This is a genomic window from Roseivirga seohaensis subsp. aquiponti, from assembly GCF_001267955.1.
GTDB classification, from domain to species: domain Bacteria; phylum Bacteroidota; class Bacteroidia; order Cytophagales; family Cyclobacteriaceae; genus Roseivirga; species Roseivirga seohaensis.
Map to the genome: position 1 here is coordinate 234559 of NZ_JSVA01000007.1, position 14987 is coordinate 249545.

The window sequence follows — 14987 nt, forward strand, 5'->3', positions numbered from 1 at the left end:
AGCCTGTTTAAGAATTAGTCAAGTGTAATTTCAAGTGCCAAACCTCTTAGTTCGTGAACCAATACGTTGAATGATTCAGGAATATTTGGTTTAGGAATATTCTCACCTTTCACGATGGCTTCGTAGGCTTTCGCTCTACCAATCACGTCATCGGATTTTACCGTTAGAATTTCCTGCAACACATGAGATGCGCCAAAGGCCTCAAGAGCCCAAACCTCCATCTCACCAAAACGCTGACCACCAAACTGGGCTTTACCACCCAATGGCTGCTGAGTAATGAGAGAGTAAGGTCCGATAGAACGCGCGTGCATTTTATCATCAACCAAGTGACCTAGTTTCAGCATGTATGCAATACCTACTGTAACAGGCTGGTCAAATTTAACACCAGACAAACCATCATATAGATAAGCACGACCAGCATCTGGCAATCCAGCCTCAGCCAATTCAGCTTGAACTTCTTCCATAGTAGCACCGTCAAAAATTGGAGTAGCATATTTTCTACCCAACTCTAATCCAGCCCATGCCAATACGGTTTCGTATATCTGACCAATGTTCATCCTCGAAGGTACACCAAGTGGATTCAATACAATATCCATTGGAGTTCCATCTTCTAGGAATGGCATATCTTCTTCTCTAACAATTCTGGCTACAACACCCTTGTTACCGTGACGACCCGCCATTTTATCACCTACTTTAAGCTTACGCTTTTTAGCAATATAAACTTTGGCCAATTGCACGATACCTGTTGGCAATTCATCACCTACTTCGATTGTGAAACGCTTACGTTTGAATTCGCCCGCAATTTCGTTTCTTTTCAGTTGGTAATTTTTAACCATACGAACGATAATCTGGTTAGTCTTATCGTCAGTAGTCCAGTTATCAAGGTTCAAGTCAGAAATTAAGTTAACTTCTTCCTGAACGTTGTAGTTACTTTCGTCTCTGTATATGTTTTTCTCAGGGAAGATGTTTTCTGTAATATTGGTTTTGTTGAATTTCACTCCTTTCGAAATGACTTCATCACCAAATTTATGTTTTACTCCTTGAGAAGTTTTTCCTTGTAGCAAAGAGAAGATTTTGTCAATCATTTCATTTCTCACCGCAGTCAAATCTTTGCTGTACTGAGCTTTCAATGCTTCAACCTCTTTCTTTGATTTTGCTCTAAGGTCTTTATCTTTTTTAGGTCTTGAGAACAACTTAGTGTCAATAACCACACCTTGAAGCGAAGGAGATGCTTTCAATGATGCATCTTTCACATCACCAGCTTTATCTCCGAAGATGGCTCTTAAAAGCTTTTCTTCTGGAGTTGGGTCAGTTTCACCTTTAGGGGTAATTTTACCAATCAGAATATCACCTTCTTTGATTTCAGCTCCTACTCTGATGATACCATTCTCATCAAGGTTTTTCACTGCTTCCTCACTTACGTTCGGAATCTCAGAAGTTAATTCTTCTTCACCTCTTTTTGTATCTCTTACTTCAAGTTCGTATTCATCGATATGAATTGAGGTGAACACGTCATCTCTAACTACTCTCTCTGAAATTACAATCGCATCCTCGAAGTTATATCCTTGCCAAGGCATGTAGGCTACTCTTAGGTTTTTACCTAAGGCTAACTCTCCATTTTGGGTGGAATATCCCTCACAAAGTACTTGTCCCTTCACAACCTTGTCACCTTTCAATACGATTGGTGTAAGGTTGATAGAAGTGTCTTGGTTGGTTCTTCTGAACTTAATTAATTTGTACGTTTTGTACTCATTGTAGAAGTTCACTAACTCATCCTCAGCACTTTGTTCGTACTTTATAATAATTTTTTCAGCATCAACATAGTGTACAACTCCCGTTCCTTCAGCTATTACTAGCATTCTAGAATCTCTCGCTGCTCTACCTTCCAAACCAGTTCCCACGATTGGAGCTTCTGGTTTCAATAAAGGCACTGCTTGACGCTGCATGTTCGATCCCATCAATGCCCTGTTTGCATCATCGTGCTCAAGGAAAGGAATCAATGAAGCTGCAACAGATACAATTTGGTTAGGAGCTACATCCATATAAGTAAGCTCATTCGGCTCTACTACAGGGAAATCTCCTTCAAATCTTGCTTTTACTCTGTCGTTTACGAAAGTACCCTTATCATCCAAAGGCGCATTGGCCTGTGCAATGTTGTGGGTATCTTCTTCTTCAGCAGTAAGGTAAACCACATCTTCAGACATGTTTACTTTACTTTCTTTTACTTTTCTATATGGAGTCTCAATGAATCCCATGCTGTTAATCTTAGCATGAACACATAGAGATGAAATCAAACCAATGTTTGGTCCCTCTGGAGTTTCAATTGTACAAAGACGTCCGTAGTGAGTATAGTGAACATCTCGAACCTCAAAACCTGCTCTTTCTCTTGAAAGACCACCTGGTCCTAAGGCTGACAATCTTCTTTTGTGAGTAATCTCTGCCAATGGATTGGTTTGATCCATAAACTGAGAAAGTTGGTTTGTTCCGAAGAACGAGTTAATCACAGAAGAAAGTGTTCTTGCGTTAATAAGATCCACAGGTTTGAAGTCCTCATTATCACGAACATTCATTCTTTCTTTGATCGTTCTGGCCATTCTAGCCAAACCAACACCAAACTGAGCGTATAATTGCTCACCTACTGTTCTAACTCTTCTGTTAGATAAGTGGTCAATATCATCCACTACAGCTTTAGAGTTAATCAACCCGATCAAATATTTCACAATTGAAATAATATCCTGAGTTGTTAATACTCTCTTATCAAAAGAGATATCTAAGCCGAGTTTCTTATTAATTCTGTATCTACCTACTTCTCCAAGATCATATCTCTTATCTGAGAAGAAAAGGCTTTGGATAATATCTCTTGCAGTTTGCTCATCTGGCGCTTCAGTATTTCTCAACTGACGATAGATTTGCTCTACAGCCTCTTTCTCAGAGTTGGAGTTATCTTTAGATAGTGTATTATAAATAATAGTGTAATCTGCAATGTTGATGTCTTCTCTATGAAGAATGATAGAATCAACACCAGACTCAAGGATCATTTCTACATCTTCCTCGCTTAAAACAGAGTCACGCTCTAATAACACTTCGTTTCTATCGATAGATACTACTTCTCCAGTATCTTCATCTACGAAATCTTCTATCCATGTCTTAAGAACTCTTGCTGCAAGTTTTCTGCCTACACCCTTCTTAAGCTGGGCTTTATTGGCTTTAACCTCTTCAGACAAGCCGAATAGGTCAAGAATATCTTTATCTGTTCCGTAACCGATGGCTCTTAAAAGCGTGGTTACTGGAAACTTCTTCTTACGGTCAATGTAAGCGTACATTACGCTGTTAACGTCTGTCGCAAATTCAATCCAAGAACCTTTAAAAGGAATAATTCTGGCAGAATATAAAGCGGTACCGTTAGTATGTTTGCTCTGTGCAAAGAACACACCAGGAGATCTATGTAATTGAGAAACAATTACTCTTTCAGCACCATTTACCACGAACGAGCCCTTTACAGTCATGTAAGGAATATTCCCTAAGAATACTTCTTGTTCGATGGTTTCAAAATCTTCATGATCTGCATCATTACATGTCAGACGAAGCTTTGCTTTTAATGGAACTGAATAGGTAAGTCCTCTATCGATACACTCTTCAACAGAGTATTTTGGAGGGTCAACCAAGTAATCAATGAACTCTAATACAAAGTTATCTCGTGAATCAGAAATGGGGAAATTTTCTGAAAATACTTTGAAAAGGCCATCTTGAGTCCTTTTTTCAGCAGGAGTTTCAAGCTGAAAAAAATCTTCGAAAGACTTCACTTGTATGTCAAGAAAATCAGGATAATCAAGAACTGATTTAATTGAAGAAAAACTTATTCTTTCTGTTTGAATTGCGTTAGCCAAGGCCGTAATATTTTAGTTTAAACCAAGAATAATTTTTGCACTTAAAGCGTACAAAGGCTTGTAGAGAAAAACCTCTTTACTGTATACAAACAGGAAAAGACCCATGATACCGATCCCGAAATTCGGGAAGGGATCAGGGCCTGTTCCTTTGCCATAGTTAGCTATGGCCAGTCAAATTACTTCAGCTCTACTTCAGCACCAGCTTCTTCAAGCTGCTTTTTAAGTGCTTCAGCTTCGTCTTTAGCTACACCTTCTTTAATTGCTTTAGGAGCGCTGTCTACGATTTCTTTAGCTTCTTTCAATCCTAAACCAGTCAATTCTTTAACTAGTTTAACAACGGCTAGCTTTGAAGCACCAGCAGCAGTCAACACTACGTCAAAAGCCGACTTTTCTTCAGCAGCACCTTCACCATCACCACCAGCAGGACCAGCAGCAACTGCTACCGCTGCAGCAGCAGGCTCAATACCGTATTCGTTTTTAAGGATATCAGCTAATTCGTTAACTTCCTTTACAGTTAAGTTTACCAACTGCTCTGCGAAATCTTTTAAATCTGCCATTTTTGATTTTGTTTATTAAATTCTAAATCTTGATTAATTACTAATTTTCACGCTCAGATAATGTCTGAAGAATTCCTGCCAATTTGCCACCAGCACCTTTAAGGCCTGAAATAACATTCTTAGCTGGTGATTGTAACAATCCTATCACCTCTCCGATAAGTTCAGCCTTAGACTTAAGACTGCTCAACATATCTAAATTCTCCTCCCCAATGAAAAGATCGGTATCGATGGAAGCACCTTTCAACATTGGAGATTTTAAACCTGATTTTTTTCTAAATTCTTTGATCAATTTTGCAGGTGAATTTGCATCCTCTCCTGAGAACATAATTCCTGAGAAACCTTTCAAAACTTTTTCATCAAATGGAGCGTAATCTGCATCCATTTTTTCCAAAGCTTTCTGAATCAAAGTATTTTTAAACACTCTATACTCTATACCCTTTTCAAAGCATAGTCTTCTAAGTGCCGTGGTTTGTGCAACCGACATTCCGGAAGCATCAGTTATGTAGAAATTGTTGTTAACAGAAAATTTCTGAAACAATTCTTCAATTAATACGCCTTTTTCTGCTCTAGTCATGTTTATATGCCCGAAATGGAGTTTTTATCAATTTTAATACCTGGACTTTGAGTCGAAGACAAGTTGATACTTTTAAAATAAGTACCTTTTGCCGATGCAGGTTTCAATCTTGAGATGGTTTGAATTACTTCAGTTGCATTTTCAATGATCTTCTCTGCTGAGAAAGATGCTTTTCCAATACTAGTATGAATAATACCAAACTTATCGACTTTGAAATCGATTTTACCTCCCTTAACTTCTTCCACTGCTTTTCCAACTTCCAAAGTAACTGTACCAGATTTTGGGTTTGGCATCAAACCTCTTGGTCCTAGAACTCGACCTAAACGACCTACTTTTGCCATAACTGTTGGCATAGTGATAATGACATCAATGTCAGTCCATCCACCTTCAATTTTAGCGATGTAGTCATCTAACCCAACGTGATCTGCACCAGCATCTCTAGCTTCCTGCTCTTTGTCAGGAGAACACAATACCAATACTCTCACCTCTTTTCCAGTACCATGAGGAAGTGCTACCACTCCTCTAACCATCTGGTCTGCCTTGCGCGGATCCACTCCTAAACGAATATCAATATCAACAGAAGCATCGAAATTTGCATTGGAAATCTCCTTTACAATTGATGATGCATCCGTCAAAGAATAATCTTTTTGTGGATCATATTTACTTAAAGCTTCTTTTTGCTTTTTTGTCAACTTTGCCATTTCAACAAATCTTTAGTTTTCCCAAGGTGCTTTACCGGTCACTCTAATGCCCATGCTTCGTGCAGTACCAGCTACCATTTTCATAGCAGATTCAACTGTAAAAGCATTCAAATCCGTCATCTTAACTTCAGCAATCTCTTTCACTTGAGCCCATGTAACCGAACCGACTTTTACTCGATTTGATTCATTAGAACCTTTCTTGATTTTCGATGCTTCCATTAACATTACCGGTGCTGGTGGTGTTTTGATAACAAAATCAAAAGACTTATCAGAATAAATGGTAATTAATACAGGTAATACCTGTCCCATTTTGTCCTGAGAACGTCCGTTGAATTGCTTGCAAAACTCCATGATGTTAAGTCCTTTCGAACCTAAAGCAGGACCAACCGGAGGGGAAGGGTTTGCTTGACCTCCCTTAACTTGCAACTTCAGATAACCAGATATTTCCTTAGCCATCTTTAATCTTGTTTTTCGACTTGCATGTAACTTAATTCAACAGGGGTATTTCGGCCGAAAATCTTAACCATAACATTAAGTTTTCTTCTCTCCTCAAAAACCTCCTCAATTGTACCTGTAAACCCACTGAAAGGCCCATCCATTACTTTAATGGACTCTCCAACTATATATGGTGTATCAATGTGTTCGTCAAATTCATCGATTTCCTCAACCTTACCTAAAATACGGTCGACTTCAATCTGTCGTAACGGAACAGGAGGAGTGTTGGAAGCATCCCCCCCCTTTTGACCTAAGAACCCTATGATACCAGGAATATTTTTAATCATGTGAATGACCTCACCATTAGTAAGATCTGCCTGAACCATGATATAGCCCGGAAACATGTTTTTATCGCGTGAACGTTTTTTACCGTTACGCATTTCATACACCTTTTCCGAAGGAATTAATACTTGAGGAATATGGTCTTGGAATTGCTCCCGTTCCACTTCATTCTCCAAATACTCTTTCGATTTCCTTTCTTGACCAGACACGGCCCGAACCATATACCACTTCAGCTCTGCCATTCTATCAATTATCTTCCTATTGTGTAAAACCAATCCATGATGTTATTAAATCCTAAATCAATGATCCCAATAAAGAGAGCAAAGATTAAAGATGCCACTAACACCAACACAGAGCTACTTTGAAGCTCAGAATATTTAGGCCAGCTCACCTTATGTCTCATTTCGAGATAAGATTCAGCGATAAATGTTTTCAGTTTACTCATCGGCTTTACTTTACTTATTTGCACGGGTGGTAAGAATCGAACTCACGACCTTTGGTTTTGGAGACCACTGCTCTACCAGCTGAGCTACACCCGTGTATACTCATTAAGTCCTTTCTTTATTAATCTCTCGTTTAAGAACTAAAATCTGTTTTTAAAAAGAGAATCAACATTTCAAACTTCACTATCCAGCCCCAAAACGGGCTGCAAATGTAGATAAAAATACTATATGAAACAAACGCGTTTCCGAAAAATCGAAAACGCGTTTGAAATATCTAATAAGCTTAGAAAGTTTTTAGTCAAGAATTTCAGTTACCTGACCGGCACCTACTGTTCTACCACCTTCTCTGATCGCAAATCTCAAACCTTTCTCAAGCGCTACAGCGTTGATCAAGTTCACTTCAATAGTTACGTTATCACCTGGCATTACCATTTCGATATCAGCAGGAAGCATAATTTCACCAGTTACGTCAGTAGTTCTTAAATAGAACTGAGGACGGTACTTGTTAAAGAATGGAGTGTGACGTCCACCTTCTTCTTTCGAAAGCACGTATACTTCAGCTTTGAAGTGAGAGTGAGGCTTAACAGAACCTGGCTTACAGATAATCATTCCTCTTTTGATTTGAGATTTTTCAATACCTCTCAAAAGAAGACCTACGTTATCTCCAGCTTCACCTCTGTCCAAAATCTTACGGAACATCTCTACTCCAGTAATTGTAGACTTTAGGCCTTCAGCACCCATACCGATGATATCAACAGGATCTCCAGTATTAGTAACACCTCTTTCAATTCTACCAGTAGCAACAGTACCACGACCAGTGATCGAGAACACATCTTCAACAGGCATTAAGAATTCTTTATCAACAGCACGCTCTGGAAGTGGAATATAATCATCCACAGCAGCCATAAGCTCATTGATTTTTTCTACCCAAGCAGGCTCACCATTCAAACCACCCAAAGCAGAACCTTGGATTACCGGAATGTCATCACCTGGATAATCATAGAAAGAAAGAAGTTCTCTAATTTCCATTTCTACTAGCTCAAGAAGTTCTTCATCGTCAACTAAGTCAACTTTGTTCATGAACACCACTAGAGAAGGTACACCTACCTGACGAGCCAAAAGAATGTGCTCTCTTGTCTGTGGCATTGGACCATCAGTCGCAGCTACAACAAGAATTGCACCGTCCATTTGAGCAGCACCAGTTACCATGTTCTTCACATAATCCGCGTGACCTGGACAGTCAACGTGTGCATAGTGACGATTAGCAGTTTGATACTCAACATGAGAAGTGTTAATAGTAATACCTCTTTCTTTCTCTTCAGGAGCATTATCAATAGAAGAGAAATCTCTGTTTTCGGCAAGACCTTGTTCTGCCAAAACTTTAGTAATAGCAGCAGTTAATGTGGTCTTACCGTGGTCAACGTGACCGATAGTACCAATATTAACGTGCGGCTTAGAACGGTCAAAGTTTGCTTTAGCCATAACTTGAAAATTAGTTAATATTTAAATTCAATTATTTAATTTAATCTTAGACACCTGATTTTTTTTCAGCGTCTTGAGCCAATGACGAGATTTGAACTCGTGACCCCTTCCTTACCAAGGAAGTACTCTACCCCTGAGCTACATCGGCTTTACTAAGTTTAACGTTCGAAGTTTTTCAGTTCGACAAACATTAAACTTCGCACTTTATAACTCAAAGTTTTGAGCGGGTGACCAGGTTCGAACCGGCGACCTACAGCTTGGAAGGCTGTCGCTCTACCAACTGAGCTACACCCGCTTTTAAAAGAATCAACAATCAAACTCCAAATAACAAACTTGCCGTTTGGAGTTCTAAATTGATAATTCTCATTAATTGTGGGGGGAGAAGGATTCGAACCTTCGAAGACATAAGTCAACGGATTTACAGTCCGTCCCAGTTGGCCGCTTTGGTATCCCCCCAACTAGTTTTCCTGCCGACTAAATGCTTGTTTCAACCATGCTTTTAGCGAAAGGGAATGCAAAATTAGACCCTTTTTTATATTATTCAAACATATCCCAAAAAAAGATCAAGAGTTTTTGTTCAAGATTGAAAACAACGCTTAAACAGCCCATTTTGGCACTTATGGTTATCATTTATTTTATTGACAATGATTTTCAAGTACGCCACTATTGCTTATTCCTAATCAAAATACTTCTCTATATTTGCAGGGTTTAAAACAAAAAACTCAACGGAGCTTAAATTTTATAGTATCCAGAATTGAGCCCTACTCTTAATTTAGCCTGATGTACAAAGTAAGTCTTAAGAAAAACATCGAAGCAGAAGTCGAATTCAAAGACAGTAATATACTTCTAAATGGTTCTGATTTTGATTGGAACATCTCAAAAACTTCAAAGGACAAATTTCAGATCACAAAAGACGGAAAAAAATTAAATGCCGAGGTTATTGGCTATGAAAGAGAAAGCAAGGTAGTTGAAATAAAAATCAACAATCAGATTTATAATGTATCTGTTAAAGATAAAATGGATCAGCTTCTTCAAAAAATGGGAATTACCAATTTAAGTAATTCAACTATAAAGGATGTTAAAGCTCCTATGCCTGGACTAATACATGATATTTTAGTTGAGACTGGGCAAGAGGTAAAAAAAGGGGATCAACTCATGATTTTGGAAGCCATGAAAATGGAAAACGTTTTGAAATCTCCGGGCGCTGGAACTATTGCGTCAATTGATGTTAGTAAAGGTGACAGCGTAGAAAAAAATCAAATTCTGATAAAATTTTAACATAATCACACGGATGAAGTATAAAAGAATTCTTCTAAAGCTTAGTGGAGAAGCCTTAATGGGTAATCAACAATATGGAATTGACCCAGTTCGAATAAATCAATACGCTGAAGAAATTAAAAAAGTGCACGAAAGTGGTGTTGAAGTAGCGATTGTTATAGGAGGAGGCAATATATATAGAGGGGTTCAGGCTGAAGCTTCAGGCATCGACAGAGTTCAGGGTGATTACATGGGAATGCTGGCCACCGTCATTAATGCGATGGCAATTCAAAGCACTCTTGAGAATCATGGTTTGTATACAAGATTGATGTCTGGGATAAAAATGGAAGCGGTTTGCGAACCTTTCATTAGAAGAAGAGCTGTTCGGCATTTAGAAAAAGGAAGAATTGTTATTTTTGGTGCCGGAATAGGAAACCCTTATTTTACAACTGACTCTACAGCAAGTTTAAGAGCTATTGAAATTGAGGCGGATGTTGTTTTAAAAGGAACTCGTGTAGATGGCGTTTATACCGCAGACCCAGAAAAAGATTCTTCTGCAACTAAAATACCTAACCTATCTTTTGAACAAGCCATTAGAGAAGGATACAACATTATGGACATGACCGCCTTCACGCTTTGTCAAGAAAATAATGTGCCGATTATTGTTTTTGATATGAACGCTAGTGGCAACCTCTTAGGCATAATGGAAGGAAAAGAAAATATCGGAACATTGATAAGCTAATTTACAATCATGGAAGAACTGGAATTATACTTGGATACCGCCAAGGAGATGATGGAGAAAGCCATCTCCCACACAAAACAAGAACTAGCAAAGATTAGGGCAGGCAAGGCGATGCCAAGCATGCTTGATGTGATTAAGGTTGATTATTACGGATCGCTTACCCCCCTTAATCAAGTAGCTTCGGTAACTAGCCCTGATGCAAGAACACTTTTTGTAAAGCCTTGGGAGAAATCTATGACCACGGCTATTGAAAAGGCAATAATGAATAGTGACTTGGGTTTAAACCCTCAGAATGACGGTGAACAGATCATTATTAATATTCCGCAGCTTACAGAAGAAAGAAGACGCGATTTAGTAAAACAATCTAAAGCCGTTACTGAAGATGGCAAAATCAGTATTCGAAGCGCCAGAAAGGAAACCAATGATGAGCTTAAAAAACTTCAAAAAGATGGTTTGGCTGAGGACTTGGTAAAAACTGCTGAAGACAAAGTTCAAGACCTTACGAATACATACAATAAGAAACTTGACGATTTACTGGCTCATAAAGAGCAAGAAATCATGACCATTTAATAGTCCTGAAAAATTAGAAACACACTGAAAGGCAACCGAAAGGCTGCCTTTTTTTATTATTTAGAGTTAAATACATGGGTTTTCAAAAACACTTCAGAGGAATAAACTGGAATTTCAGCAAAGTGATAGTCCGATAAATTTTCAGTAATCAAACAATTACACCCGGCCTCCACGGCAGCATAATACTGAAAACCATCTTCTATATCGTTAATCTTAGCATTGTTTAAGGCATTCCTCACTGCATTTTCATCAATTTGCGCAATTGATAGGTGACTGCATAACAATTGAATTTTACGCTTAGCTTCAACTTCCCCACATTTTTTAGAAGCAAAATAAAATCCAATGGCCAAACAAAGGGAAGAAGTAAAAAGCTCAAATCCATTTCGCTCAGCTAATGAAAGAACACGAGCAGAATAAGTAAATAGTGGATATTCCTTATTGAGTGCAGAAACCAATACATTCGCGTCAACAAATGCCTTTACCATTACTTGCGCTCGTAATAGTCAGACTTAGATATTTTTCTTGGCTTAGTATAGTATTCGGCTTGCCCCTCAGCTACTGCATTAACCCAATCGGAAATTGGTAAGCTTTCTATGGATTGATAATCTTTAGAAATGAGCTGACGATATAAAAATTCAGTAAGTCTAGACAGACTAATATTGTTCTTCTCAGCAAAAGCTTTTGCCGACTTAATCACCTCTTGATCAAAACTTAAAGTCACCTTGGCATCCATAACAATCTATTTATACGACAAACTTATTTTTTCTTTACGTATAAAACAAATTTTAGTTCGTGGTTTGATTACTCCATCAACAAAAAGCTTAACTCGCTGATTCATCAGTTGGCTACATGAATTTTACACCTGACTACCATTCATTTTAAAACTCAATGCAAAGAGGCTATTTATGTAGCGTCATGAAGTGTGAAGCTATATATTCATCATTTGTATAAAAAAAGAATTTAAGTTGTATTCATTTTTTATACATTTAAGGAATAAATAAAAAGTCTATGAAAGGAACTAACCTAGGGGAGTTTGAAGAAGTGGTTTTACTAACCATAGCAAGTCTTATGTCAGAAGCCTATAGCGTTGCCATTTGCGATGAGATTGAAAGAATAACCGAAAGACAGGTCAAATTAGGTGTTGTACATTCTGTTCTTAATCGTCTGGAAGAAAAAGGATTTGTAACCTCCCAATTAGGAGAAGCCACTAAAGCTAGAGGCGGAAGAAGAAAGCGATTCTTTGAAGTAACTCATGCTGGAAAAGCCACACTGCAAAAGGTCAAATCGCAGCGTGATGAGCTCTGGAGCTTAATCCCTGAATTCAATTTAAAAATGATATGAGCAAAAAAAGTGCACATCAACCTCCACGCTGGGCCGATAGGTTTTTGGAATGGTATTGCCGTTCTGAAATACTTGAAGACCTACAGGGTGATTTGTATGAGCACTTTGAACGCAACACGATTAGCAAAGGAAAGAGGAAAGCAAGACAAATTTACTGCTTAGATGTAATCAAGTTTTTCCGCCCCTACACCATCAAGAAATTCAAAATAGTCAACAACATAACATCATTTATCATGTTCAAAAATTATTTCAAAACTTCCGTGCGAAGCATCGCTAGAAACAAGCTTTTTTCAGCCATAAACGTCATTGGTCTGGCGGTTAGCATGTCCATTGGCCTCCTCATGATTACTTTTATTTCCGAAGTTTTCAGCTTCGATAAATTTCATAAAGATGGAGATAGAGTTTATAGGGTAAACAACATCTACCAAGAACAACAAGAAGACCCCACACCATTCGCCACAACCTCAATTATTATGGCAGACAGAATCAAGGAGTCTATTCCAGGGGTAGAGTCACAGGTTTTGATGACAAGAGGTTTTGGGGGAGATGCTAAACTCGATGATAAAATTATACCCATAAGCGGCCTATGGGCAACCGAAGGTTTTAACGATGTATTCTCTTTCGAAATACTGCAAGGAAACCCCGAAACCATGCTTTCGGAACCAAACTCAATTGTACTGACAGATGAGACGGCAAAAAAATTATTTGGCGAAACAGATCCTATGAACCAAACATTCATTCTTGGTAAAGAAGACCTTTATACGGTAACGGGTATTATTAAAAAACCTCCCTTTAATTCGCATTTTACCTTCCAAGCACTAGGCTCATACATTACCTATACAAACCAAAATCGACAAGGTGAACGTGGCGAAAACTGGTATAACGCTTGGAATAATATGTGGATGAACTATGTGTATGTAAAGTTAGCTCCAAACACGGATGTTAATGATGTAAATCAGAAACTCCTTGCCTTAGGAGAAAAGGAAAGTGAGAAGTATGAGCATTTAACAATTACATCGGAGCTTCAGCCCTTATACGGTATGATGGCTGGCCCTGATTTATCCAACAATATAGGGGTTTCAATAGGTGGGGCGGTTATTTGGGTATTGGCAGGCTTTACGTTAGTGGTACTACTTTCTGCTGGCTTTAATTACACTAATCTTTCTATTGCGCGGTCATTAAAAAGAGCTAAAGAAGTTGGAGTACGCAAAGTTGTTGGTGCCACAAAGCGACAAGTATTTAACCAGTTCATTACTGAAGCCACTATCATATCAGTAATAGCATTGGTATTTGCCTACTTAATTTTCATGTTTATAAAACCTCATTTTCTTGGCTTGGATCCAAGTATTGAGCGCAGCCTCCAACTTGAAATTACCCCAATTCTCTTTTTATACTTTTTCATATTTGCGCTTGCAGTCGGCCTGTTAGCAGGCTTTGTTCCAGCCATGTTTTTATCAAAGTTAAAGACCGTACAAGCATTAAAAAATGCCGGATCAACTAAGCTTTTTTCAAAAGTGAATATGAGGAAAGTTTTAATCGTAATTCAGTTCACTTTGTCAATGGCCTTTATCATTTCCGCCAGTATTGCTTATACTCAATTTAAATATGCCTTAAGCTTTGATTTAGGTTTTAAAACAGAAAATGTACTCAATGTTGAACTTCAAAATAACGATTGGCAAAAAATTGAAACAGCATTTGCTTCAATTCCAGAGGTTCAAATGATTTCGAAATCTGCCATGATACCAAGTGTAGGAAGCACCTATTTAGTAGACATGAAATACAATAATGACTCTACCGAACTTTTCTACAATACCATTGACGAAAACTACATTGACCTGATGGATCACGAAATTATTGCTGGAGCCAACTTTACCAACAAGTCATTTGAAGGTGAGGAGTCTGAGATTATTTTAAACGAAGAAACCCTAAAACGTTTTAATCTTGGCACTCCAAATGAAGCTATCGGTAAACAGGTTGAAATTGACGAAAATAACTTAACAATTATAGGTGTGGTGCGTGACTTCCATTATGATAAGCTTGACCAAGGCATTAAAAGCTTCGGGTTTAGAAATAGAAGCAATTCGTTTTACTATTTAAACCTAAAACTCAACTCATCGGATTTACCAGCTACAATGGCTAAAATTGAAAATGCATGGAATGAGGTAGACCCTGTTCATGAACTTCAAGCCCAATTCTACGATGAGAATATTGAATCGGCTTATTCACAATATGTTATAATGGGTACAATTGTGGGTTTTCTGGCCGTACTCACCGTTTCCATTGCCGCATTAGGTTTGTTAGGTATGGCCGTTTACACAGCCGAAACCCGCATGAAAGAAATCAGTATTCGTAAAGTTTTGGGAGCCACAGAAGGAAGCCTCGTTAGCTTATTAACACGAGGTTTTATGTGGTTACTGGTAATCTCAGCAGCTTTGGCCATACCCCTCACCTACTTATTATTTGAACAACAAATTCTAAACGGCATTGAGAACCGCGCTACAATTGGAGTGCCGGAACTCTTCACTGGGGTAATCATAATATTCGGTATAGGCATATTAACCATAGGTTCGCAAGTAAGAAGAGCCGCAAAAGCTAACCCTGCCCAAACTCTGCGCAGCGAATAATTTCTAATTTAAAAATAAGCTGATTTGGTGAT

15 protein-coding genes and 4 tRNA genes are annotated in these 14987 nt (G+C 38.3%); 5 read left to right on the plus strand and 14 right to left on the minus strand.

Annotated features, from left to right (window positions below; translation table 11 throughout):
• Positions 1 to 14 precede the first annotated feature (14 nt).
• The 12 genes from rpoB to OB69_RS06790 all read right to left on the minus strand — a co-directional run bounded on the left by rpoB (position 15) and on the right by OB69_RS06790 (position 8877).
• Positions 15 to 3887, minus strand: coding sequence for a DNA-directed RNA polymerase subunit beta (gene rpoB / locus OB69_RS06735; RefSeq protein ID WP_053222940.1), 3873 nt, complete (start codon positions 3885 to 3887; stop codon positions 15 to 17).
• Positions 3888 to 4063: 176 nt separating this feature from the next.
• The gene (gene rplL, locus OB69_RS06740; RefSeq protein WP_053222941.1) at positions 4064 to 4444 is read right to left on the minus strand and encodes a 50S ribosomal protein L7/L12; all 381 of its coding nucleotides are present in this window, start codon (positions 4442 to 4444) and stop codon (positions 4064 to 4066) included.
• A 40-nt stretch (positions 4445 to 4484) separates the two neighbouring features.
• Positions 4485 to 5018, minus strand: a complete 534-nt coding sequence (rplJ, locus tag OB69_RS06745; protein ID WP_053222942.1) for a 50S ribosomal protein L10 — start codon at positions 5016 to 5018, stop codon at positions 4485 to 4487.
• 2 nt (positions 5019 to 5020) lie between these two features.
• Positions 5021 to 5719, minus strand: coding sequence for a 50S ribosomal protein L1 (gene rplA, locus OB69_RS06750; RefSeq protein WP_053222943.1), 699 nt, complete (start codon positions 5717 to 5719; stop codon positions 5021 to 5023).
• A gap of 12 nt (positions 5720 to 5731) precedes the next feature.
• A complete protein-coding gene (gene rplK, locus OB69_RS06755) occupies positions 5732 to 6175 on the minus strand; it encodes a 50S ribosomal protein L11 (protein WP_053222944.1) in 444 nt (147 codons plus the stop codon).
• Positions 6176 to 6177: 2 nt separating this feature from the next.
• A complete protein-coding gene (gene nusG, locus OB69_RS06760) occupies positions 6178 to 6738 on the minus strand; it encodes a transcription termination/antitermination protein NusG (protein WP_053222945.1) in 561 nt (186 codons plus the stop codon).
• Between the two features lie 8 nt (positions 6739 to 6746).
• Positions 6747 to 6941 (minus strand): preprotein translocase subunit SecE, encoded by a 195-nt coding sequence (gene secE, locus OB69_RS06765; RefSeq protein ID WP_053222981.1) that lies wholly within the window; start codon positions 6939 to 6941, stop codon positions 6747 to 6749.
• A 21-nt stretch (positions 6942 to 6962) separates the two neighbouring features.
• A tRNA-Trp gene (locus tag OB69_RS06770) sits at positions 6963 to 7035 on the minus strand.
• Positions 7036 to 7233: 198 nt separating this feature from the next.
• Positions 7234 to 8421 (minus strand): elongation factor Tu, encoded by a 1188-nt coding sequence (gene tuf, locus OB69_RS06775; protein ID WP_053222946.1) that lies wholly within the window; start codon positions 8419 to 8421, stop codon positions 7234 to 7236.
• 76 nt (positions 8422 to 8497) lie between these two features.
• A tRNA-Thr gene (locus OB69_RS06780) sits at positions 8498 to 8569 on the minus strand.
• A gap of 74 nt (positions 8570 to 8643) precedes the next feature.
• Positions 8644 to 8716, minus strand: a tRNA-Gly gene (locus tag OB69_RS06785).
• 78 nt (positions 8717 to 8794) lie between these two features.
• Positions 8795 to 8877 (minus strand) — tRNA-Tyr (locus OB69_RS06790).
• Positions 8878 to 9201: 324 nt separating this feature from the next.
• Between OB69_RS06790 and OB69_RS06795 the strand changes: the two genes are divergently transcribed.
• The 3 genes from OB69_RS06795 to frr are packed head-to-tail and all read left to right on the plus strand — an operon-like array spanning position 9202 to position 10990.
• Complete coding sequence (locus OB69_RS06795) at positions 9202 to 9699, plus strand: acetyl-CoA carboxylase biotin carboxyl carrier protein subunit (RefSeq protein WP_053222947.1); 498 nt, start codon at positions 9202 to 9204, stop codon at positions 9697 to 9699.
• A 13-nt stretch (positions 9700 to 9712) separates the two neighbouring features.
• Entirely contained in the window at positions 9713 to 10420 is a 708-nt protein-coding gene (gene pyrH, locus OB69_RS06800) for a UMP kinase (RefSeq protein ID WP_053222948.1), read from the plus strand.
• 9 nt (positions 10421 to 10429) lie between these two features.
• On the plus strand, positions 10430 to 10990 hold the full coding sequence (gene frr, locus OB69_RS06805; RefSeq protein WP_053222949.1) for a ribosome recycling factor: 561 nt from the start codon (positions 10430 to 10432) through the stop codon (positions 10988 to 10990).
• Between the two features lie 56 nt (positions 10991 to 11046).
• Here the strand turns inward: frr and OB69_RS06810 are convergent, their stop codons facing one another.
• A complete protein-coding gene (locus OB69_RS06810) occupies positions 11047 to 11475 on the minus strand; it encodes a PIN domain-containing protein (protein ID WP_053222950.1) in 429 nt (142 codons plus the stop codon).
• A complete protein-coding gene (locus OB69_RS06815) occupies positions 11475 to 11723 on the minus strand; it encodes a DUF6364 family protein (RefSeq protein ID WP_053222951.1) in 249 nt (82 codons plus the stop codon). Before OB69_RS06815 ends, OB69_RS06810 begins: the two co-directional genes overlap by 1 nt.
• Before the next feature lie 275 nt (positions 11724 to 11998).
• Here OB69_RS06815 and OB69_RS06820 point away from each other — a divergent pair, with 275 nt between their 5' ends.
• A complete protein-coding gene (locus OB69_RS06820) occupies positions 11999 to 12331 on the plus strand; it encodes a PadR family transcriptional regulator (RefSeq protein ID WP_053222952.1) in 333 nt (110 codons plus the stop codon).
• Positions 12328 to 14955: an ABC transporter permease gene (locus OB69_RS06825; RefSeq protein ID WP_053222953.1), complete on the plus strand. Its 2628-nt coding sequence runs from the start codon at positions 12328 to 12330 to the stop codon at positions 14953 to 14955. Before OB69_RS06820 ends, OB69_RS06825 begins: the two co-directional genes overlap by 4 nt.
• The last annotated feature ends 32 nt before the right edge of the window (positions 14956 to 14987 follow it).